Below are 18,942 nucleotides of genomic sequence, written 5' to 3'. Positions count from 1 at the left end.
GGGCGCGTGCGGGCTGGGTCGGTCAGACTGCAGTCACGCTATCGAAGCCCTGCAGCACATTGATCGCGTTGATACCTATCTCCTCCACCGCATAGCCACCCTCCATGACAAACAGGGTCTGCACGCCGAGCCGGCCGATGATCTCGCCCATGCGCAAGTAGTCCGGGCTGTCCAGCTTGAACTGCGAGATCGGGTCTTCCTTGAAAGTGTCCACGCCCAGCGACACCACCAGCACATCCGGCGCGTAGGCGGCGATCTGCCGGCAAGCGGCGGCTAGCGCCAGGCTCCACACGGCCCAGTCGCTGCCGGCGGCCAGCGGATAGTTGAAGTTGAAGCCCTGGCCGACGCCCACGCCCTTCTCGTCGGCATAACCGAGGAAGAACGGGTACTCGAAGCGCGGGTCGCCGTGGATCGAGGTGAACAGCACGTCGGCGCGGTCATAGAAGATGTCCTGGGTGCCGTTGCCGTGGTGGTAGTCGACATCGAGGATAGCCACCCGCGCGGCGCCCTGGTCCAGGCAGGCCTGGGCGGCGATGGCGGCGTTGTTCAGGTAGCAGTAGCCGCCCATGTAATCGGCAGCGGCGTGGTGACCCGGCGGCCGGCACAGCGCGAACACCCCGCGCGCGCCCTTGACCAGCTCGGCCTGGCCGGTCAGCGCGACGTTGGCCGAGGCACTGATGGCCTTCCAGCTGCCAGCGGTGATCGGCACGCCAGCGTCGAAGCTGTAGTAGCCGAGCTTGCCGTCGATGCAGTCCGGGATGGTCTGGCGCAGGCGCCGATTGGGCCAGGTAAAGGGCAGCATGTCGTGGCTGCGACCGAGGGCCGACCACTCGCTCCAGGCATTGCGCAAAAAGTGCACGAAGCCTTCGTCATGCACCCGCAGCACCGGCTCCAGGCCGAACTCGCGCGGCGTGGCCACTTCACCCAACTGCACAGCCTGGGCGCGCGCCAGGACCATATCGGCACGGCTGGGCTTCTCGAAACAGGGGGTGAGCTGGCCATCGATCAGCTCGTACTTGCCGTGGTGCAGATGATGGTCGTCGCTGTAGATCGTCAGCATAAGGGACTCCCCGGACTCCGGCGGAGCCCGTCATAGGCAGAAGGTCAGGGAGAGCGGCGGATACGCCGCCCCCTCACCGGTCAAGTCGGTCACGGTGCGAGCAAGGAGGCCGCGTAAAGCGCCTGCATAGCGCAGCCCCAGAGCGCCGAACGCCATACTCAGGGCTGCTATAGACATCGCCAAAAACCATCCAAATAACTCACAACCAATTGTTTTTATTGATCTTTATAAGAAAACCAAAGCCACCAGCGGCTTTCGACTGATTCTCTCAGCGGCCCGGGACAGGCAGAACGATAGTTCCGGTCAGAAGGGGATAATTGCGGCCAAGTTACCCCGCAGGCGTTCCAGCAGGCCGCATTCCCGGATTACATCCGCGCTCCGCAGGAGTCGATTTCAGCGGCGGAAGTCGCTCGGCGCCAGGCCGCTCCAGCGCTGGAAGGCGTGGCGGAAGCTGGCCGCTTCGCTGTAGCCGAGCTGTTCGGCGATCAGGTAGATCGGCAGGTCGGTCTGCTGCAGCAACTGCCGCGCCTTGTCGTAGCGCACCTCGTCGAGCAGGTGCTGGAAGCTGGTGTTGAGCTGTTGCAGATGACGGCGCAGAGTGCGCGCGGAACGGTGCAGGCGGCCCGCCACCTGCTCCAGGCTGACGCAGCCGGCCAGATCGCCATTGAGTTGCTGGCGGATCTGCTCGCACAGATCCTGGCGGCTGTGGAACTGCGTTTCCAGCTGCAGGCACTGCTGCAGGCCGTGTTGGTGACTGACCGGATCGGCCAGCGGCAGGGGCCGTTCGAGCAGTGCCGGGTTGAAGCACAGGGCATTGCTGCCGGCGCCGAACTCCACCGGACAGCCGAGCTTTTCGCCATAGCTGGCGCCATGCGCTGGGCTGCGATAGGCCAGCAGCAGACGGCGCGGGCGCACCGACTCGCCAAGCAGGTCCTGCACTACGGTGAGCAGCGAGGCCAGGCACAGCTCGGTATTGAACACTTCCATTTGCGAGGCGTAGCGGTAGCCGGCAGCGGTCAGCCGGACTTCGTCATCGGTCGCCAGCAGATTGAGCTGGAAGTAGGTGCCGAGCAGCGCCGGATGGGCGATGGCCAGGCGCAGCGCCTCGCCCAGGGTGCGGCTGGCGAGCATGGTATAGCCGAGGATGCCGTAAGCCGAAACATGCATGCGCTTGCCCAGGCTCAGGCCCAGCGCCGAGTCGCGGTTATACGCACAGGCATTGGCCAGCACACGCAGCTCCTGGGCATGGCTGATCAGGCGCGCCGGGTTGTCCAGCTCGCTGGCGCTGATGCCACTGCCGTCCAGCACCAGCTCGGCCGCGACGCCGCCATGACCGAGGGCCTGCACTGCCAGCGCCACGGTGTGCAGAGTGGTGAGAACGCGCTGTTCGGGTAACACTGACATGCCTGCGGGTTCCATGCCGGTAGACTTCGGTAACTCTCTTTAAGCTTGGCTTCAGCTCCGCTGTGTTATTCATGCTGGCCCCTGATCAACAAGGTGACCCCATGCGACGCCTGACCCAAGCCCGCTTCTTCGTGCCGGCGCTGCTGCTGGCCGCTCTGCTGCTCGCTGCAGTGGCCGCCCAGTATTTGCGCCTGTTCGAAAGAGGCTGGTTTCTGGTGCAAGAATGGCGCCATGCCGCCGAGTGGCGCGAACAGTCGATCTGGCTGCCGGACTATGTCGCCACCCTGCAGGCACAACCGATCGACGGCCTGGACGCCGATGTCTCGGCGCTGACCTACGATCCGGATCGCCGCAGCCTGTTCACCGTGACCAACAAAAAATCCGAGATCATCGAGCTGAGCCTCGACGGTCGGGTGCTGCGGCGCGTGCCCATCGTCGGCTTCGGCGACCCGGAGGCGATCGAGTACATCAGCCCCGGCATCTACGTGGTCACCGACGAGCGCGAGCAGCGCCTGTTCCGCGTACACCTCAGCGAGGACACCGCCTTCGTCGACGCCGCTGACTCCGAACAGCTGTCTCTGGGCATCGGCCGCAACGGCAACAAGGGTTTCGAGGGGCTGGCGTACGACGCAGCCAACCAGCGTCTGTTCGCCGCCAAGGAGCGCGACCCGGTGCAGATCTTCGAGATTCACGGTTTCCCCCACAGCAACCCGGACAAGCCCTTTGCCGTGCATGTGGTCGACGATCCCGAGCGCGATGCCGGGCTGTTTGTGCGCGACCTGTCCAGCCTGCAATACGACGAGCGCAGCGGGCACCTGCTGGCGCTGTCCGACGAATCGCGCCTGGTGCTGGAGCTGAATGTCGACGGCAAGCCGATCAGCATGCTGTCCCTGGTCGGTGGCCGGCACGACCTCAAGAAGGGAGTGCCGCAGGCCGAAGGAGTGGCCATGGACGACGATGGCAACCTGTACGTGGTGAGCGAGCCGAACCTGTTTTACGTGTTCAAGAAAAAGGCCGGGGAATAAGTAGCCCAACGCGGGCCTCGCCCCTCTCCCCCGGCCCCTCTCCCACAGGTGGGAGAGGGGAGATCAATCAGCTGTCGTCCTGCAGGCTCGCGTCCGGCGCACTCCTCTTCACCGACTCGCAACCGGCCTCTGCGCCGGCTTCGCTGGCATACATCTGGCTCTGGCCGACCACCTGGCCATTGCTGGCCTTGAGCACGAAATGGAACTTGCCGCCGGCGGCCGCCTTGATCTCGAAGGCGCCCTCGCGCTGCGCGTTCTTGCGCACCGACTCGATACCGTCCAGGGCCGATTGCTTGGCCTTGTACTGCTCACTATTGAGGATGCTCTCGCCGTTGCCGGCGTGCAGATTGAAGTGGAACTGACCATTGCTGGCGGTCTTCAGAACGAACTTACTAGCCATTGGCTGACTCCGGTGTGTGGGTGGGAAAGCCCCGCTAAGCTTAGACGCTCGTACCCCGCCGGTCAGTTCAGCACGCCAGCACCTACTCACTTTCGCGGGGGCGGCTCTTGCGCGGGGTGCGCCGCGCGCACCGAAGTCCCCTGGGTGGGCAGACACCTCAGCCTGCGTGGGGTAAGTCCGCGAAGATCCTTATCTCCCCGCATAAGGACGCTCCTTACGAAACACCGACTTGCATCAACAGTTACCGGGTACAGGACATAAAAAAACCGGCCTGGGCCGGTTTCTTCTACGCAGGCAGCTAGCCAGGCATCAGGCGTTCTTCAGCGTCTTCACACCTTCGGAGGTGCCGAGCAGCAGCAGGTCGGCCGGACGCGCGGCGAACAGGCCGTTGGTGACCACGCCGACGATGGCGTTGATCTGGGTTTCCAGCTCCACCGGGTCGGTGATGCTCATGTTGAACACGTCGAGGATGATATTGCCGTTGTCGGTCAGCACGCCCTCACGGTACACCGGGTCGCCGCCCAGCTTGACCAGCTGGCGGGCCACATGGCTGCGGGCCATGGGGATGACTTCCACCGGCAGCGGGAAGTTGCCGAGTACCGGCACCAGCTTGCTGGCGTCGGCGATGCAGATGAAGGTCTTGGCCACCGCCGCGACGATCTTCTCGCGGGTCAGCGCGGCGCCGCCGCCCTTGATCAGGTTGAGGTGCTCGTCGCTCTCGTCGGCGCCGTCGATGTAGAACTCCAGCTCGCTGACGCTGTTCAAGTCGTACACCGGGATGCCATGGCCCTTGAGGCGCGCGGCGGTGGCTTCGGAGCTGGCCACGGCGCCGTCGAAGGCCATCTTGTGCTGGGCCAGGGCGTCGATGAAGCAGTTGGCGGTGGAGCCGGTGCCGACGCCGATCACACTCTTGCTGTCGAGAAAGGGAAGGATATGGTCGACGGCGGCCTGGGCCACGGCCTGCTTGAGCTGATCCTGGGTCATCACGGGGTCTGCGCCTGGGGAGTACGGGAAGGGGCGAATTATAGCCTCGCCACCCGGCCCAGCGGCTGTGTTTTATCGCCACGCCCTACTGTTCTGGGCTTTGCGCCGGTGGCCGCCGGTCGGAGCGCTGGGGTAGACTCCGGAATCCGTGAAAAGCCCGCCAGTGAAGCCGTGATGCTCGAACAGTACGTCAAGAAGATCCTCACCTCGCGCGTCTATGACGTCGCCGTGGAAACCCCGCTGCAACCTGCCCGCCAGCTTTCCGAGCGCACCGGCAACCAGATTCTGCTCAAGCGCGAAGACCTGCAGCCGGTGTACTCGTTCAAGATTCGTGGCGCCTACAACAAGCTGGCACACCTCACGGCCGAGCAACTGGCCTGTGGTGTGGTCACCGCCTCGGCCGGCAACCATGCCCAGGGCCTGGCCCTGGCCGCCAAGCACATGGGGGTCAAGGCCACCATCGTGATGCCCAAGACCACCCCGGAGATCAAGGTCAACGGCGTGCGCTCGCGCGGCGGCAAGGTGGTGCTGCACGGCGACAGCTTCCCCGAGGCGCTGGCCTATTCGCTGAAACTGGTGGAAGAAAAGGGCTACGTCTATGTGCACCCCTATGACGACCCGGACACCATCGCCGGCCAGGGCACCGTGGCCATGGAGATCCTGCGTCAACAGCCGGGCCAGCTGGACGCCATCTTCGTCCCGGTCGGCGGCGGCGGGCTGATCGCCGGCATCGCCGCCTACGTCAAATACCTGCGCCCGGATATCCGCGTGATCGGCGTCGAGCCGGACGATTCCAACTGCCTGCAGGCCGCCATGGCCGCCGGCTCGCGCGTGGTGCTGCCGAGCGTCGGGCTGTTCGCCGATGGCGTGGCGGTGGCGCAGATCGGCCAGCACACCTTCGACGTCTGCAAGGACTATGTCGACGAGGTGATCACCGTCAGCACCGACGAGATCTGCGCGGCAATCAAGGACATCTACGACGACACCCGTTCGATCACCGAGCCGGCCGGCGCCCTCTCGGTGGCCGGGATCAAGAAGTACGTCGAGCGCGAAGGCTGCAGCGGCAAGGTGCTGGTTGGCATCGACTCCGGCGCCAACGTCAACTTCGACCGCCTGCGCCATGTCGCCGAGCGCGCCGAGCTGGGCGAGAAGCGCGAAGCGATCATCGCGGTGACCATCCCCGAGCAGCCGGGCAGCTTCAAGACCTTCTGCGAGGCGATCGGCAAGCGCCAGATCACCGAGTTCAACTACCGCTACCACAGCGACGGCGAGGCGCACATCTTCGTCGGCGTGCAGACCCACCCGGAGAGCGACCCGCGCGCGGCCCTGGTGCAGGGCCTGCGCGACCAGGGCTTCCCGGTGCTCGACCTGACCGACAACGAACTGGCCAAGCTGCATATCCGCCACATGGTCGGCGGCCACGCGGCGGCGGTGCCGGACGAATGCGTGTTCCGCTTCGAGTTCCCGGAGCGCCCGGGTGCGCTGTTCAACTTCCTCAACAAGCTCGGCGGGCGCTGGAACATCAGCATGTTCCACTACCGCAACCACGGCGCCGCCGACGGCCGCGTGCTGGCCGCCCTGCAAGTGCCGGTGAGCGAGCGCCCGCTGATCCCGGCCACCCTGGATGCCATCGGCTATCCCTACTGGGACGAGAGCGACAACCCGGCCTACAAGCTGTTCCTCGGCAAATAACTCGAATAACTCGAATACAGGACATCCGTGATGGAACACTACCAGCTGCTGAAATTCGCCCACCTGATTCCGGCCGTGCTGATCCTGGCCGGCTTCATTGCCCACTGCTTCATGCTGTGGAAAGCCAACAAGGGCGGCGATGCAGCCGTACTGACGCGCAAGCTGCGCGTCACCCGCCTGTACAGCCTGCCGGCCCTCGGCGTGCTGGCCCTGAGCCTGCCGGTCAGCGGCTGGTGGCTGGTGCACACGGTTGGCCTGCCGCTGGGTGCCAGCTGGCTGCTGTACAGCGCCATCCTGTTCGCCCTGCTGATCCTCTTCGGCCTGCTCCTGCACGGCCGCCTGGGCACCTGGCAGACCGCAGTCGGCGGCGCAGTGCCGGTCAAGCTGCTGCGTTTCGTCATCGCCTATGGCGTGCTGATGCTGGTGCTGCTGCTGGCGATCTTCGCCCTGATGGGGGCCAAGCCGGCCTGATGCGTATTCTGCTGGTAGGCGCCACCGGCTTTATCGGGCGCCATCTGCTAGTTGCCCTGACCCAAGCAGGGCACCAGATCGTGGCGACCAGCCGACAGGTTGTCGAACGACCGCTACCCGGCGTCGCATGGCAACGCCTGGATTTGCGCGAGCTGGCTGATGAGCCGACGAGCTTCACCTGGCCACCCGCTATCGACTTGCTGATCAATGCCGCTGGTGAACTGTCCAGCGACCTGGCCGGCATGTGCCGGTTGCAGACCGCAGGCACGTGCGCCCTGTTCGATCTGGCCAGCCAGCATGGCGTACGAGTGCTGCAGATTTCTGCCCTCGGTGCAGGCATGCAGGCCGATGTACCTTTTCTCGCCAGCAAGGCACGGGCCGACGACTATCTGCTGCAGCTCGGTCGACCCGCCGTAGTGCTGCGCCCGTCGCTGGTCCTGGGCCCCGGTGGAACCAGCAGTGCCTGGTTGCAACGCCTGTCCCCCTGGCCAGTGATACCTCTGCTGAACAACCGCGCGCAGCTGCAGCCGTTACATGTCGATGACCTCTGCGGCGCCGTGCTGGCGCTGCTGCGTAACTGGCCCGTGCAGTCGACCGTGCTACCGCTGGTTGGCCCGCAGGCCATGACCCAGGGACAATTGCTCGATCAGTTACGGCACGCCCAGGGTTGGCCAGCAGCGCGTTACTGGGTACTGCCGGCAGCACTGTCCCGACTGGGCGCCATTCTCGGCGAACGCATGGGCTGGGCGGCGCTGAACCCACAGACCTTGCGCCTGGCGCAACGCGACAATCTGGCCGGTGGCGATGCCCTGGCCAGCACCTGCGGCTTCCGCTGCGCGCCTCTGAGCAGTCGCCTGCACGACTGGCCACAGGCGGCACAGAGCTGCGCCATGGCCTTGCAACCCCTGGTGCTGGCAGTGTTGTTGCTGATCTGGTTGGGTACTGCGTTGGTGTGCCTGGGCCCCGGTTTCGACTGGGGTCTGCGCATCATGGCCGAAGCGGGTATCACCGGCTGGCCAGGCAAGCTGGCCGTCATCAGCGGGGCCCTGCTCGACGCCGCGCTGGGTTTCGGCCTACTGCTGCGACGCTGGCGGCAGCCAATACTGCACGCCCAGATCGGGCTGATGCTGGCCTACAGCCTGACCATCAGCCTGTGGTTACCGCACTACTGGTTTGACCCTTACATGGCCGTCGGCAAGAACTTCGCCGTGCTACTGCTCAGTCTCTGGCTGCTGTGGCTGTCCCCTCCACCTGACAAGAGGCACGGATGAGTCTGTACCTGCTGCTCAAGACCCTGCATATCCTCTCCGCCACCCTGCTGTTCGGCACCGGCCTGGGCTCGGCCTACTACGCCCTGCGCGCCTGGCGCAGCGGTGAAGTGCCGGTGATCGCCGCGACCTTCCGCCATCTGGTCACCGCCGACTGGCTGTTCATTGCCACCAGCGCGGTGTTCCAGCCACTCAGCGGCCTGGCCCTGGCGAAGATCGCCGGCTGGCCGCTGAGCCAGTTCTGGCTGCTGTGGAGCGCGGGCTTGTTCGTCTTCGCCGGGCTGTGCTGGCTGCCGGTGTTGTGGCTGCAGATCCGTGTACGCAATATGGCCGTCCAAGCGCTGCGCGATGGCACGCCGCTGCCGGAACTGGCCAACCGCTACATGCGCATCTGGTTCGTGCTGGGCTGGCCGGCGTTCCTGGCGTTTATCGCGATCTTCTGGCTGATGGTGGCCAAGCCGCTGTGATTGCGTAGGGCGGGTGAAACCCGCGTAGAGGGTTACGCGGGTTTCACCCGCCCTACAGAACACTCTTCAACGCAGCGAGAGCACCGGCCAGCCGCGCTCGCTGGCGATGGCGCGCAGGGTGTCGTCCGGGTCCACCGCTACCGGGTGGTCCACCTGTTCCAGCAGCGGCAGGTCGTTGCGCGAGTCGCTGTAGAAGTAGCTGTCGTCCAGGCTGTAGCCGGTTTCTTGCAACCACTCGCCGAGGCGCACCACCTTGCCACCCTGGTAACAGGGAACCCCAGTGATCTGCCCGCTGTAGCGGCCATCCTGCATGCCGCATTCGGTGGCCAGCAGGGTGTCGACGCCCAGGCGCGCGGCAATCGGCGCGGTGACGAAGCGGTTGGTCGCGGTGATGATCACCAGCTTGTCGCCGGCCGCGCGGTGCTGCGCCAGCAGCGCCTCGCCCTTGGCCAGGATGATCGGCTCGATCACCTCGCGCATGAATTCGGCGTGCCACTGCGCCAGTTGCGCCATGTCGGTACGGCCGAGAATCGCCTGGCTGAAGTTCTGGTAGGCCACCACATCCAGCTTGCCGGCGCAGTAGTCGGCATAGAAGGCATCGTTGCGCGCCTGGTACGCCACGGCGTCGACCAGGCCGCGCTGGCAGAGGAATTCACCCCAGCTGTGGTCGCTGTCACCGGCGAGCAGGGTGTTGTCGAGGTCGAAGAGGGCAAGGCGCACGTCGTTTCACCTGAGTCGGGATGGCCGAAAAGGGCGCCAGAATAGCCGCTTTTGGCTCCAGTGCCCATTCGCCGAGCCGCGCGTTTGCTGCGCCCGCGGCCTTTGTGGAACAATGCGGACACATGCGTTTGTAAGGTGTTATGTCGTGATCGATTCCGATGGTTTTCGCCCTAATGTCGGCATCATTCTGACCAACGATGTTGGCCAGGTGCTCTGGGCACGGCGGATCAACCAGGATGCCTGGCAGTTCCCGCAAGGCGGGATCAATCCGCAGGAGTCACCAGAGCAGGCGCTGTACCGAGAACTGAATGAAGAAGTCGGTCTCGAAGAGCAGGATGTGAAGATTCTCGCCTGCACCCGGGGCTGGTTGCGGTATCGTCTGCCGCAGCGCCTGGTGCGCACGCACAGCCAGCCGCTGTGCATCGGCCAGAAGCAGAAGTGGTTTCTCCTACGCCTGACCGGCGACGAGAACCGGGTGCGTATGGATCTGACCGGCAAGCCGGAGTTCGACGGCTGGCGCTGGGTCAGTTATTGGTACCCGCTGGGTCAGGTCGTCACGTTCAAGCGCGAAGTCTATCGTCGCGCCCTCAAGGAATTAGCCCCGCGCCTGCTGGCGCGCGACTGACGGAAAGCAAGCATGCTCAACACGCTGCGCAAGATCGTCCAGGAAGTGAACGCCGCCAAGGATCTCAAGGCGGCGCTGACGATTATTGTGCAGCGGGTGAAAGAGGCCATGGGCAGCCAGGTCTGCTCGGTCTACCTGCTCGACCCGGAGTCCAACCGCTTCGTGCTGATGGCCACCGAAGGCCTCAACAAGCGCTCCATCGGCAAAGTCAGCATGGCACCCAACGAGGGCCTGGTCGGCCTGGTCGGCACCCGCGAGGAGCCGCTCAACCTCGAGAACGCCGCCGACCACCCGCGCTACCGCTACTTCGCCGAGACCGGTGAGGAGCGCTACGCCTCCTTCCTCGGCGCGCCGATCATCCACCACCGGCGGGTGATGGGCGTTCTGGTGGTGCAGCAAAGGGAGCGCCGCCAGTTCGACGAGGGCGAAGAAGCTTTTCTGGTCACCATGAGCGCCCAGCTCGCCGGGGTTATCGCCCATGCCGAAGCCACCGGTTCGATCCGCGGCCTGGGCAAACAGGGCAAGGGCATCCAGGAAGCGCGCTTCGTCGGCGTGCCGGGTGCGCCGGGAGCCGCCGTGGGTACCGCGGTGGTGGTGCTGCCGCCAGCCGACCTGGACGTGGTGCCGGACAAGGCCGTCGCTGACATCGAGGCCGAACTCAAGCTGTTCAACAATGCCCTGGTCGGCGTGCGTGCCGACATGCACGCGCTGTCGGCCAAGCTCGCCACCCAGCTGCGCAAGGAAGAGCGCGCGCTGTTCGACGTCTACCTGATGATGCTCGAAGACGCCGCCCTCGGCAGCGAAGTGACCACCATCATCAAGACCGGCCAGTGGGCCCAGGGCGCCCTGCGCCAGGTGGTCAACGAGCACGTCAACCGCTTCGAGCTGATGGATGACGCCTACCTGCGCGAGCGCGCTGCGGATGTGCGCGACCTCGGCCGGCGCCTGCTCGCCTATCTGCAGGAAGAACGCAAACAAAGCCTGGTGTACCAGGACAACACCATTCTGGTCAGTGAGGAGCTGTCGCCGGCGATGCTCGGCGAGGTGCCGGAAGGCAAGCTGGTCGGCCTGATCTCGGTGCAGGGCTCGGGCAACTCGCACGTCGCCATCCTCGCCCGCGCCATGGGTATTCCCACGGTCATGGGCGTGGTCGACCTGCCCTACTCCAAGGTCGACGGCATCCAGCTGATCGTCGACGGCTACCACGGCGAAGTCTTCACCAACCCCAGCGAACTGCTGCGCAAGCAATATGCCGAGGTGGTCGAGGAAGAACGCCAGCTGTCCCAGGGCCTCGATGCCCTGCGCGAACTGCCGTGCGAGACCCTCGACGGCCAGCGCATGCCGCTGTGGGTCAACACCGGCCTGCTGGCCGATGTGAAGCGCGCCCAGGAACGCGGCGCCGAAGGCGTCGGCCTGTACCGCACGGAAGTGCCGTTCATGAATGGCGAACGCTTCCCCAGCGAGAAGGAACAGCTGGCCACCTACCGCGAGCAGCTGGCCGCCTTCCATCCGCTGCCGGTGACCATGCGCACCCTGGATATCGGTGGCGACAAGGCGCTGAGCTACTTCCCGATCAAGGAAGACAACCCCTTCCTCGGCTGGCGCGGCATCCGCATCACCCTCGACCACCCGGAAATCTTCCTGGTCCAGGTGCGCGCCATGCTCAAGGCCAGCGAGGGCCTGAACAACCTGCGCATCCTGCTGCCGATGATTTCCGGCATCCAGGAGCTGGAAGAAGCCCTGCACCTGATCCACCGCGCCTGGGGCGAAGTGCGCGACGAAGGCGTCGACGTACCGCTGCCACCGGTCGGCGTGATGATCGAGATTCCCGCTGCGGTCTACCAGGTGCGCGATCTGGCGCGCCAGGTCGACTTCCTCTCGGTCGGCTCGAATGACCTGACCCAGTATCTGCTGGCCGTGGACCGCAACAACCCGCGGGTCGCCGACCTCTACGACTTCCTCCACCCGGCCGTGCTGCATGCGCTGAAACTGGTAGTCGACGGCGCCCACGCCGAAGGCAAACCGGTGAGCATCTGCGGCGAGATGGCCGGCGATCCAGCCTCTGCCGTGCTGCTGCTGGCGATGGGCTTCGACAGCCTGTCGATGAACGCCACCAACCTGCCGAAAGTGAAATGGCTGCTGCGCCAGGTCAGCATGAGCAAGGCCAGCGAGATCCTCGACCAGCTGCTGCGCATGGATAACCCGCAGGTGATCCACAGCACCCTGCACCTGGCCCTGCGCAACCTCGGCCTGGGCCGGGTGATCAATCCGGCGGCGACCATCCAGAGCTGAGCCGCCGCGCTCCGGACAAGGACAGTTCATGCGCCCCTTCCTGTTTCTCCTGGCACTCGCCGCACTGCCGGCCAGCGCCGGCGAAATCGTCAACGACGTCACCGGTCTCAACCCGATCGAGGTTGAGCGCGTGCTTGCGCCGACCCAGCTGCAGCAGATCATCGACGCGGTGCGCCAGCACGCCGGGCCTATCAGCATCGCTGGCGGGCGCTACAGCATGGGCGGGCAGACCGCTAGCGCAGGCGCGCTGCAGCTCGACATGCGCGACTTCGACAAGGTCCTGGCGTTCTCCGCCGAGCGCCGGGAGATCCGCGTGCAGACCGGTATCAGCTGGCGCGAGATCCTCGAGTACATCGACCCGTACGACCTGTCGCCGCAGATCATGCAGTCCTACGCCAACTTCAGCGTCGGCGGCTCGCTGTCGGTCAACGTGCATGGTCGCTACGTCGGCGAAGGGCCGCTGGTGGGCTCGGTGCGCGCCCTGCGCCTGGTACTGGCCGACGGCAGCCTGATCGAGGCCACGCCGAACCACAACCGCGAGCTGTTCTACGGCGCCATCGGCGGCTATGGCGGCCTCGGCGTGATAGTCGAGGCCACCCTCGGCCTGGCCGAGAACAGCCGCATCGCCCGCGAGAGTCAGGTCATGCCGCTGGCCGAATACCGCTCCTGGTTCTCCCGCGAAGTGCAGGGCCAGGCGGATCTGGTGCTACACAACGGCATCCTCTACCCGGACGATTTCGACACGGTGCGCGCGGTGTCCTACCGGCGCAGCGAACAGCCGCTGAGCGAGAGCGCGCGGCTGACTCCGGTCGAACGCAGCTACCGTCTGCAGCAGACGGGTATTCGCCTGAGCAGCAGCGGCGAGGCCGGGACCAAGCTGCGCGAGGCGGCCATCGACCCGCTGCTCTTTCGCGGCGCCAAGGTGCAGTGGCGCAACCACGAGGCCAGCCTGGATGTGCGCGAGCTGCAGCCGATTTCCGGGCCGGACTTCAGCTATGTGCTGCAGGAGTACTTCGTGCCGCCGGCGCAGCTGGAGCGCTTCGTCGGCGAGCTGGCGCGGCTGACCGACAAGCACCAGGCCAACCTGCTAAATGTCTCGATCCGCCACGCCAAGGCCGACCCCGGCACCCTACTGGCCTGGGCCCCGGAGGAAGTCTTCGCCCTGGTGCTGTACTACCGCCAGGGCACCTCCGCTGCAGAACGCGAACGCGCCGCCGCCTGGACCCGCGCGCTGATCGACGCCGCCCTGGCCTGCGGAGGGCGCTACTACCTGCCCTACCAGATCCACGCCAGCCGCGAGCAGTTCCTCGCCGCCTACCCACGCGCGCCGGAATTCTTCGCCCTCAAGCGGCGCCTGGACCCCGGCTACAAGTTCCGCAACGCGCTGTGGGATGCCTACTACCCGCCCGCACCCTAGTCATTACCTCACTCAAGGAAGAGTCCATGCACAGCCACTATCTCGAACTGTCCGATGCCGCCAGCGGCGAACACAAGTTCTATCAGCTGCAGGTCGATGGCAGCCTGTTGACCATCCGCTATGGCCGCATCGGCACCAACGGCCAACAGCAGCAACTGAGCTTCGCCAGCCCCGAGGAAGCGCTGGAAGCGGCCGAGAAGAAGCTGCGCGAGAAAGCCCGCAAGGGCTACCAGCCCGCCGAGCCGGGGCAGACGGAGAAGCGCGAAACCCGCCATGCACGCCAGCTCAAAGCGGTCAGAACCCTCTACGGCCTGATCGCGCTGGACAACCAGACGCTGGCCGACGAGTGCTTCCAGCTGTTCAAGCAGCACTTGCAGGACGAGGATGCCAAAGAGGAATTCGAGGACGACCCCGAAGGCTTGCAGGATTACGCCATCCAGTTTGGCGCCACTTCGAGCCTGATTTTCAGCGTCGACTGGAAAGACGGCGTCAGCCTGCTGGAGGAGTTCGATGTCCTGCTCAGCAACATCGGCCATCAGGTCACCTTCTCCTGGCCCTGCGCCGACCCCGGCGAGGAAATGCCAGTCGCCCAGCTAATGGCACTGGCGCACCAGCAACTGGCCCCGCACGGGCTGCAGCTGTGGTTCTGGGACACGGGCTGCGACAGCTACCAGGGTTGGCTAGGGCGCACGGCGGATGCCGAGCAGATCTACGCCATCACCGCCGAACTCGATTTGAACGCCTCTTACCCCGAGCACGCCTAGACCAGCCGCGCCGCCGGCGCACATTCAGCAGCCCCCTCACCAGGAACTATGGCGCAAAAGCAAAAGGGCCACCGAAGTGACCCTTTTGCAGTATTGCCGGCGAGACTCAGGCGGCTTTGGCCGACCAGGTTTCGCTGGTGGTTTCTTCCATGGCCTGCTGGATCGCACGCTTGCGCTTTTCCTCGGCACGGCGGGCGAAGTACCAGGCGAAGAAGGTGAAGATCGACACGGTCAGCAGGATCAGGCTGGCCACCGCGTTGATTTCCGGCTTCACGCCCAGGCGCACGGCGGAGAACACTTCCATCGGCAAGGTGGTGGAGCCCGGGCCGGAGACGAAGCTGGCCAGCACCAAGTCGTCCAGCGACAGGGCGAAGGACATCATGCCGCCCGCCGCTAGCGATGGCGCGATCATCGGGATGGTGATCAGGAAGAACACCTTCCACGGTTTGGCGCCGAGGTCCATGGCCGCCTCTTCGATGGACAGGTCCAGCTCACGCAGACGCGCCGACACCACTACCGCCACATAGGCCGAGCAGAAGGTGGTGTGGGCGATCCAGATGGTCAGCACGCCACGCTCGGCCGGCCAGCCGATCAACTGGGCCATCGCCACGAACAGCAGCAGCAGCGACAGACCGGTGATCACTTCCGGCATCACCAGCGGTGCGGTGACCAGGCCACCGAACAGGGTGCGACCCTTGAAGCGGGTGACCCGGGTCAGCACGAAGGCCGCCACGGTGCCCAGCGCCACCGCGGCGATCGCCGTGTAGCAGGCGATTTCCAGGGAGCGCAGCACCGAGCCCATCAACTGATTGTTGTCGAGCAGGCCGGCATACCACTTCAGCGACCAGCCCCCCCACACCGTCACCAGTTTGGAGGCGTTGAAGGAGTAGATGACCATGATCAGCATGGGCAGGTAGATAAAGGCCAGGCCGGCCCAGAGCATGAAGTTGGAGAAGCTGAAGCGTTTCATGCGCGGCCCTCCATCTCTTTAGCTTGGTTACGGTTGAACAGAATAATGGGCACGATCAGGATCGCCAGCATGACCACTGCCAGGGCGGACGCCACCGGCCAGTCGCGGTTGTTGAAGAACTCCTGCCACAGCACCTTGCCGATCATCAGGGTCTCCGGGCCACCGAGCAGCTCGGGAATGACGAACTCGCCGACCACCGGAATGAACACCAGCATGCTGCCGGCGACGATGCCGTTCTTCGACAGCGGCACGGTGATTTTCCAGAAGCTGTTGAAAGTGCTCGAACCCAGGTCCGATGCGGCTTCCAGCAGGCTATGGTCGTGTTTAACCAGGTTGGCGTAGAGCGGCAGGATCATGAACGGCAGGTACGAATAGACCACGCCGATATAGACCGCCAGGTTGGTGTTGAGGATCTGCAGCGGCTCGTTGATGACCCCGAGCATTTGCAGGAAGCCATTGAGCAGGCCGTTGTTGCTGAGGATGCCCATCCAGGCATAGACGCGGATCAGGATCGCGGTCCAGGTCGGCATCATGATCAGCAGCAGCAGGGTGGTCTGCATTTCCTTGCTGGCGCGGGCAATCGCATAGGCCATCGGATAGCCGATCAGCAGGCAGAGCAGCGTGCTGATGGTGGCCATCTTCAGCGAACCCAGGTAGGCCGCCAGGTACAGCTCATCCTCGCTGAGGAAGATGTAGTTACCCAGGTTGAGCACGATCTGCAGCTGGTTTTCCGCCCAGCTGTATATTTCCGTGTAGGGCGGAATGGCCACGTCGGCTTCGGCGAAGCTGATCTTCAGGACGATAAAGAACGGCAGCAGGAAGAACAGGAACAGCCAGAGGAACGGCACGCCGATCACGACATGCCGCCCTCTGGGCAGATAGCGTTTCAGTTTGCCGATTTTCATGATTGCAGTACCACGCCGCTGTCGTCTTCCCAGTACACCACCACGGCGTCGTCCCAGGTCGGACGCTTGCCGCGGCGCTCGGCGTTGGCGATGAAGCACTGCACAATCTGCCCGGAAGTCAGTTTGACGTGGTACACCGAGTGACCGCCGAGGTAGGCGATGTCATGCACGGTACCGTTGCACCAGTTGTATTCCGGGTGCTCGTGGTCGGCCGGCAGCGTGGTCGCCATCAGCAGTTTTTCCGGACGCAGGGCGTAGCTGACCTTCTTGTCTTCGGCGCGGGTGGTCACGCCGTGGCCGATGTAGATCGGCTTGTCCAGCTGCGGGCAGTTGATGATGGCGTGGTCGGTTTCGTCGGTGGTGATCACCCCGTCGAACAGGTTGACGTTACCGATGAACTCGCAGACCAAACGGCTGGCCGGGGTCTCGTAGATGTCGATCGGGCTGCCGGTCTGGGCGATCCAGCCGAGGTGCATGATGGAAATGCGCTGGGCCATGGTCATGGCCTCTTCCTGGTCGTGGGTCACCATGACGCAGGTTACGCCAACCCGCTCGATGATCTCGACAAGCTCAAGCTGCATCTGCGAACGCAGCTTCTTGTCCAGAGCACCCATCGGTTCGTCGAGCAGCAGCAGCTTGGGACGCTTGGCCAGCGAACGGGCCAGGGCCACGCGCTGACGCTGGCCACCGGACAGCTGGTGCGGCTTGCGCTTGGCGTACTGGCTCATGTGCACCAGCTTGAGCATCTCGGCCACGCGGGCGTCGATCTCGGCCTTGGACAGCTTGTCCTGTTGCAGACCGAAGGCAATGTTCTGCGCCACGGTCATGTGCGGGAACAGCGCGTAGGACTGGAACATCATGTTGATCGGCCGCTCGTAGGGCGGCATATCGGTGATGTCCACGCCATCGAGCAGGATGCGCCCTTCGGTCGGTCGTTCGAAACCGGCGAGCATGCGCAGCAGGGTCGACTTGCCGGAGCCGGAGCCGCCGAGCAGGGCGAAGATCTCGCCTTTGTTGATGGTCAGCGAGACGTCGTCGACAGCGATGGTTTCGTCGAACTTCTTCGTTACGCGATCGATTTTAACCAGCACTTCTTTCGGTTGCTGGTTGCCCTCGAGGGCTTTCTTGTAGGCGCTGGAGGCAACGGCCATTTGCAAAACTCCTGGAACATTGGAGCCCGGCCACGCGGGCCGGGCAAAAGACTCACTTACCAGATTTGACCTTGGTCCAGCTGCGGGTCATCAGGCGCTGTACTTTCGGCGGCAACTCGGCCTGGATGAACAAATTATCCAGAACCGCCTGCGGCGGGTAAACGGACTCGTCGTTGCGTACTTCCTGATCCATCAGCGCGCCGGCCTTGGGATTGGGGTTGGCATAACCGACATAGTCGCTGACCTTGGCGATCACCGCCGGCTCGAGCAGGTAGTTGATGAAGGCGTGGGCTTCCTTGACGTTCTTCGCATCAGCCGGGATGGCCATCATGTCGAACCACAGGTTGGAGCCTTCCTTGGGAATGCTGTAGGCGATCTGCACGCCCTTGCCGGCTTCGTCGGCACGGTCGGCGGCTTGCATGACGTCGCCCGAGTAACCGACGGCTACGCAGATGTCGCCGTTGGCCAGGTCACCGATGTACTTGGAGGAGTGGAAGTAGGTCACGTACGGGCGTACGGCCATCAGCTTCGCTTCTGCCTGCTTGTAGTCATCGGGGTTGGTGCTGCTGGCGGGCAGGCCCATGTACTTGAGCACGGCCGGGATCATTTCATCGCCGGAGTCGAGGAAGGCGACACCGCAGGCGCTGAGCTTCTTGAGGTTTTCCGGCTCGAAGACGGTGGCCCAGGAATCGATGGTGTCGACGCCCAGCACAGCCTTGATCTTCTCGACGTTGTAGCCGATGCCGTTGGTGCCCCACAGGTAGGGGACGGAATACTGATTACCTGGATCGTTGGTTTCCAGCAGCTTGAGCAGCAGGGGATCGAGGTTCTGCCAGTTCGGCAGCAGCGAGCGGTCAAGCTTCTGGAACGCGCCAGCCTTGATCTGCTTGCCGAGGAAGTGGTTGGACGGCACCACCAGGTCGTAACCGGAACGACCGGCAAGCAACTTGCCTTCCAGGGTTTCGTTGGAGTCGAACACGTCGTAGCCCGGCTCGATGCCCGTGGCTGCCTTGAAGTCGGCCAGGGTGGTCTCGCCGATGTAGTCGCTCCAGTTGTAGATATGCACGGTCGGTGCAGCCTGTGCGGCGCCGGCGATGCCCAGGGTAACCACTGCGGTGATCAGGGTTTTGCGGAAGGATACTTGCACACGTCAGTCCTCTTTATTGTTGCTATTCAGGTCGTTACGCACGACCAGGGGCTTGAAAATTCTTCTGCCAGTCCCTGACATCTCTGGCCAATCGCCCAGCCGCCCGCGCACGGAGCTGTGTGGGGCTCGTGTGTAACGGTAGACGGAAATGGCACATGAGCCTCCTGGCGGGTCTCCGGC

General features: G+C 64.4%; 18 protein-coding genes. 9 read left to right on the top strand and 9 right to left on the bottom strand.

Translation table 11 applies throughout. The features are described from left to right. Positions 1 to 22: 22 nt before the first annotated feature. Both HNE05_RS01110 and HNE05_RS01105 read right to left on the bottom strand, forming a co-directional pair. On the bottom strand, positions 23 to 1,060 hold the full coding sequence (locus tag HNE05_RS01110) for a histone deacetylase family protein (RefSeq protein WP_173211221.1): 1,038 nt from the start codon (positions 1,058 to 1,060) through the stop codon (positions 23 to 25). Positions 1,061 to 1,453: 393 nt separating this feature from the next. Continuing rightward, entirely contained in the window at positions 1,454 to 2,464 is a 1,011-nt protein-coding gene (locus HNE05_RS01105) for an AraC family transcriptional regulator (protein WP_173211219.1), read from the bottom strand. 101 nt (positions 2,465 to 2,565) lie between these two features. Here HNE05_RS01105 and HNE05_RS01100 point away from each other — a divergent pair, with 101 nt between their 5' ends. Further along, on the top strand, positions 2,566 to 3,489 hold the full coding sequence (locus HNE05_RS01100) for an SdiA-regulated domain-containing protein (protein ID WP_173211217.1): 924 nt from the start codon (positions 2,566 to 2,568) through the stop codon (positions 3,487 to 3,489). 67 nt (positions 3,490 to 3,556) lie between these two features. On the opposite strand, the gene HNE05_RS01095 is transcribed toward HNE05_RS01100, so the two are convergent. Then, on the bottom strand, positions 3,557 to 3,889 hold the full coding sequence (locus tag HNE05_RS01095) for a YegP family protein (RefSeq protein ID WP_173211214.1): 333 nt from the start codon (positions 3,887 to 3,889) through the stop codon (positions 3,557 to 3,559). 309 nt (positions 3,890 to 4,198) lie between these two features. Then, on the bottom strand, positions 4,199 to 4,873 hold the full coding sequence (rpiA, locus tag HNE05_RS01090; protein ID WP_173211750.1) for a ribose-5-phosphate isomerase RpiA: 675 nt from the start codon (positions 4,871 to 4,873) through the stop codon (positions 4,199 to 4,201). A gap of 174 nt (positions 4,874 to 5,047) precedes the next feature. Between rpiA and ilvA the strand changes: the two genes are divergently transcribed. Genes ilvA through HNE05_RS01070 form a run of 4 tightly spaced genes read left to right on the top strand, consistent with a single transcriptional unit; the run spans position 5,048 to position 8,771 of the window. After that, positions 5,048 to 6,565 (top strand): threonine ammonia-lyase, biosynthetic, encoded by a 1,518-nt coding sequence (gene ilvA / locus HNE05_RS01085; protein WP_240008795.1) that lies wholly within the window; start codon positions 5,048 to 5,050, stop codon positions 6,563 to 6,565. Positions 6,566 to 6,595: 30 nt separating this feature from the next. Continuing rightward, positions 6,596 to 7,036 carry a DUF2269 family protein gene (locus HNE05_RS01080; protein ID WP_173211211.1) on the top strand — a complete coding sequence of 147 codons (441 nt, stop codon included), beginning with the start codon at positions 6,596 to 6,598 and terminating at the stop codon, positions 7,034 to 7,036. Further along, positions 7,036 to 8,307, top strand: a complete 1,272-nt coding sequence (locus tag HNE05_RS01075; RefSeq protein WP_173211210.1) for an SDR family oxidoreductase — start codon at positions 7,036 to 7,038, stop codon at positions 8,305 to 8,307. Before HNE05_RS01080 ends, HNE05_RS01075 begins: the two co-directional genes overlap by 1 nt. Beyond that, a complete protein-coding gene (locus HNE05_RS01070) occupies positions 8,304 to 8,771 on the top strand; it encodes a DUF2269 family protein (RefSeq protein WP_173211209.1) in 468 nt (155 codons plus the stop codon). The genes HNE05_RS01075 and HNE05_RS01070 overlap by 4 nt, the downstream gene beginning before the upstream one ends. 66 nt (positions 8,772 to 8,837) lie before the next feature. Here HNE05_RS01070 and HNE05_RS01065 read toward each other — a convergent pair whose 3' ends face one another. Then, positions 8,838 to 9,491 (bottom strand): histidinol-phosphatase, encoded by a 654-nt coding sequence (locus HNE05_RS01065; RefSeq protein WP_173211208.1) that lies wholly within the window; start codon positions 9,489 to 9,491, stop codon positions 8,838 to 8,840. A gap of 145 nt (positions 9,492 to 9,636) precedes the next feature. On the opposite strand from HNE05_RS01065, the gene HNE05_RS01060 reads away from it, so the two are divergent. The 4 genes from HNE05_RS01060 to HNE05_RS01045 are packed head-to-tail and all read left to right on the top strand — an operon-like array spanning position 9,637 to position 14,589. Further along, positions 9,637 to 10,116, top strand: coding sequence for an RNA pyrophosphohydrolase (locus tag HNE05_RS01060; RefSeq protein ID WP_173211207.1), 480 nt, complete (start codon positions 9,637 to 9,639; stop codon positions 10,114 to 10,116). Between the two features lie 12 nt (positions 10,117 to 10,128). Then, positions 10,129 to 12,408, top strand: coding sequence for a phosphoenolpyruvate--protein phosphotransferase (gene ptsP, locus HNE05_RS01055; RefSeq protein ID WP_173211206.1), 2,280 nt, complete (start codon positions 10,129 to 10,131; stop codon positions 12,406 to 12,408). A gap of 28 nt (positions 12,409 to 12,436) precedes the next feature. Then, complete coding sequence (locus HNE05_RS01050; RefSeq protein WP_173211205.1) at positions 12,437 to 13,825, top strand: FAD-binding oxidoreductase; 1,389 nt, start codon at positions 12,437 to 12,439, stop codon at positions 13,823 to 13,825. A 26-nt stretch (positions 13,826 to 13,851) separates the two neighbouring features. Beyond that, a complete protein-coding gene (locus HNE05_RS01045) occupies positions 13,852 to 14,589 on the top strand; it encodes a DUF6630 family protein (protein WP_173211204.1) in 738 nt (245 codons plus the stop codon). A 106-nt stretch (positions 14,590 to 14,695) separates the two neighbouring features. On the opposite strand, the gene HNE05_RS01040 is transcribed toward HNE05_RS01045, so the two are convergent. The 4 genes from HNE05_RS01040 to HNE05_RS01025 are packed head-to-tail and all read right to left on the bottom strand — an operon-like array spanning position 14,696 to position 18,762. After that, positions 14,696 to 15,559, bottom strand: coding sequence for an ABC transporter permease subunit (locus HNE05_RS01040; RefSeq protein WP_173211203.1), 864 nt, complete (start codon positions 15,557 to 15,559; stop codon positions 14,696 to 14,698). Beyond that, complete coding sequence (locus tag HNE05_RS01035) at positions 15,556 to 16,464, bottom strand: ABC transporter permease subunit (protein WP_420826982.1); 909 nt, start codon at positions 16,462 to 16,464, stop codon at positions 15,556 to 15,558. Before HNE05_RS01035 ends, HNE05_RS01040 begins: the two co-directional genes overlap by 4 nt. Continuing rightward, complete coding sequence (gene potA / locus HNE05_RS01030; RefSeq protein WP_173211202.1) at positions 16,461 to 17,615, bottom strand: polyamine ABC transporter ATP-binding protein; 1,155 nt, start codon at positions 17,613 to 17,615, stop codon at positions 16,461 to 16,463. Before potA ends, HNE05_RS01035 begins: the two co-directional genes overlap by 4 nt. A gap of 52 nt (positions 17,616 to 17,667) precedes the next feature. Further along, on the bottom strand, positions 17,668 to 18,762 hold the full coding sequence (locus HNE05_RS01025) for a polyamine ABC transporter substrate-binding protein (RefSeq protein ID WP_173211201.1): 1,095 nt from the start codon (positions 18,760 to 18,762) through the stop codon (positions 17,668 to 17,670). Between the last annotated feature and the right edge of the window lie 180 nt (positions 18,763 to 18,942).

Source organism: Pseudomonas campi (assembly GCF_013200955.2).
Taxonomy (GTDB): Bacteria; Pseudomonadota; Gammaproteobacteria; order Pseudomonadales; family Pseudomonadaceae; genus Aquipseudomonas; species Aquipseudomonas campi.
Note: the sequence above shows the minus strand (reverse complement) of the source record. Positions and strands in the feature narration are given on the sequence as shown.

Coding starts and splice junctions, on each gene's coding strand:
- ptsP (WP_173211206.1), top strand. CDS start 10,129: ATGCTCAACACGCTGCGCAAGATCGTCCAGGAAGTGAACGCCGCCAAG.
- potA (WP_173211202.1), bottom strand. CDS start 17,615: ATGGCCGTTGCCTCCAGCGCCTACAAGAAAGCCCTCGAGGGCAACCAG.
- HNE05_RS01070 (WP_173211209.1), top strand. CDS start 8,304: ATGAGTCTGTACCTGCTGCTCAAGACCCTGCATATCCTCTCCGCCACC.
- HNE05_RS01035 (WP_420826982.1), bottom strand. CDS start 16,464: ATGAAAATCGGCAAACTGAAACGCTATCTGCCCAGAGGGCGGCATGTC.
- HNE05_RS01050 (WP_173211205.1), top strand. CDS start 12,437: ATGCGCCCCTTCCTGTTTCTCCTGGCACTCGCCGCACTGCCGGCCAGC.
- HNE05_RS01100 (WP_173211217.1), top strand. CDS start 2,566: ATGCGACGCCTGACCCAAGCCCGCTTCTTCGTGCCGGCGCTGCTGCTG.
- rpiA (WP_173211750.1), bottom strand. CDS start 4,873: ATGACCCAGGATCAGCTCAAGCAGGCCGTGGCCCAGGCCGCCGTCGAC.
- ilvA (WP_240008795.1), top strand. CDS start 5,048: ATGCTCGAACAGTACGTCAAGAAGATCCTCACCTCGCGCGTCTATGAC.
- HNE05_RS01110 (WP_173211221.1), bottom strand. CDS start 1,060: ATGCTGACGATCTACAGCGACGACCATCATCTGCACCACGGCAAGTAC.
- HNE05_RS01080 (WP_173211211.1), top strand. CDS start 6,596: ATGGAACACTACCAGCTGCTGAAATTCGCCCACCTGATTCCGGCCGTG.
- HNE05_RS01075 (WP_173211210.1), top strand. CDS start 7,036: ATGCGTATTCTGCTGGTAGGCGCCACCGGCTTTATCGGGCGCCATCTG.
- HNE05_RS01105 (WP_173211219.1), bottom strand. CDS start 2,464: ATGTCAGTGTTACCCGAACAGCGCGTTCTCACCACTCTGCACACCGTG.
- HNE05_RS01095 (WP_173211214.1), bottom strand. CDS start 3,889: ATGGCTAGTAAGTTCGTTCTGAAGACCGCCAGCAATGGTCAGTTCCAC.
- HNE05_RS01040 (WP_173211203.1), bottom strand. CDS start 15,559: ATGAAACGCTTCAGCTTCTCCAACTTCATGCTCTGGGCCGGCCTGGCC.
- HNE05_RS01045 (WP_173211204.1), top strand. CDS start 13,852: ATGCACAGCCACTATCTCGAACTGTCCGATGCCGCCAGCGGCGAACAC.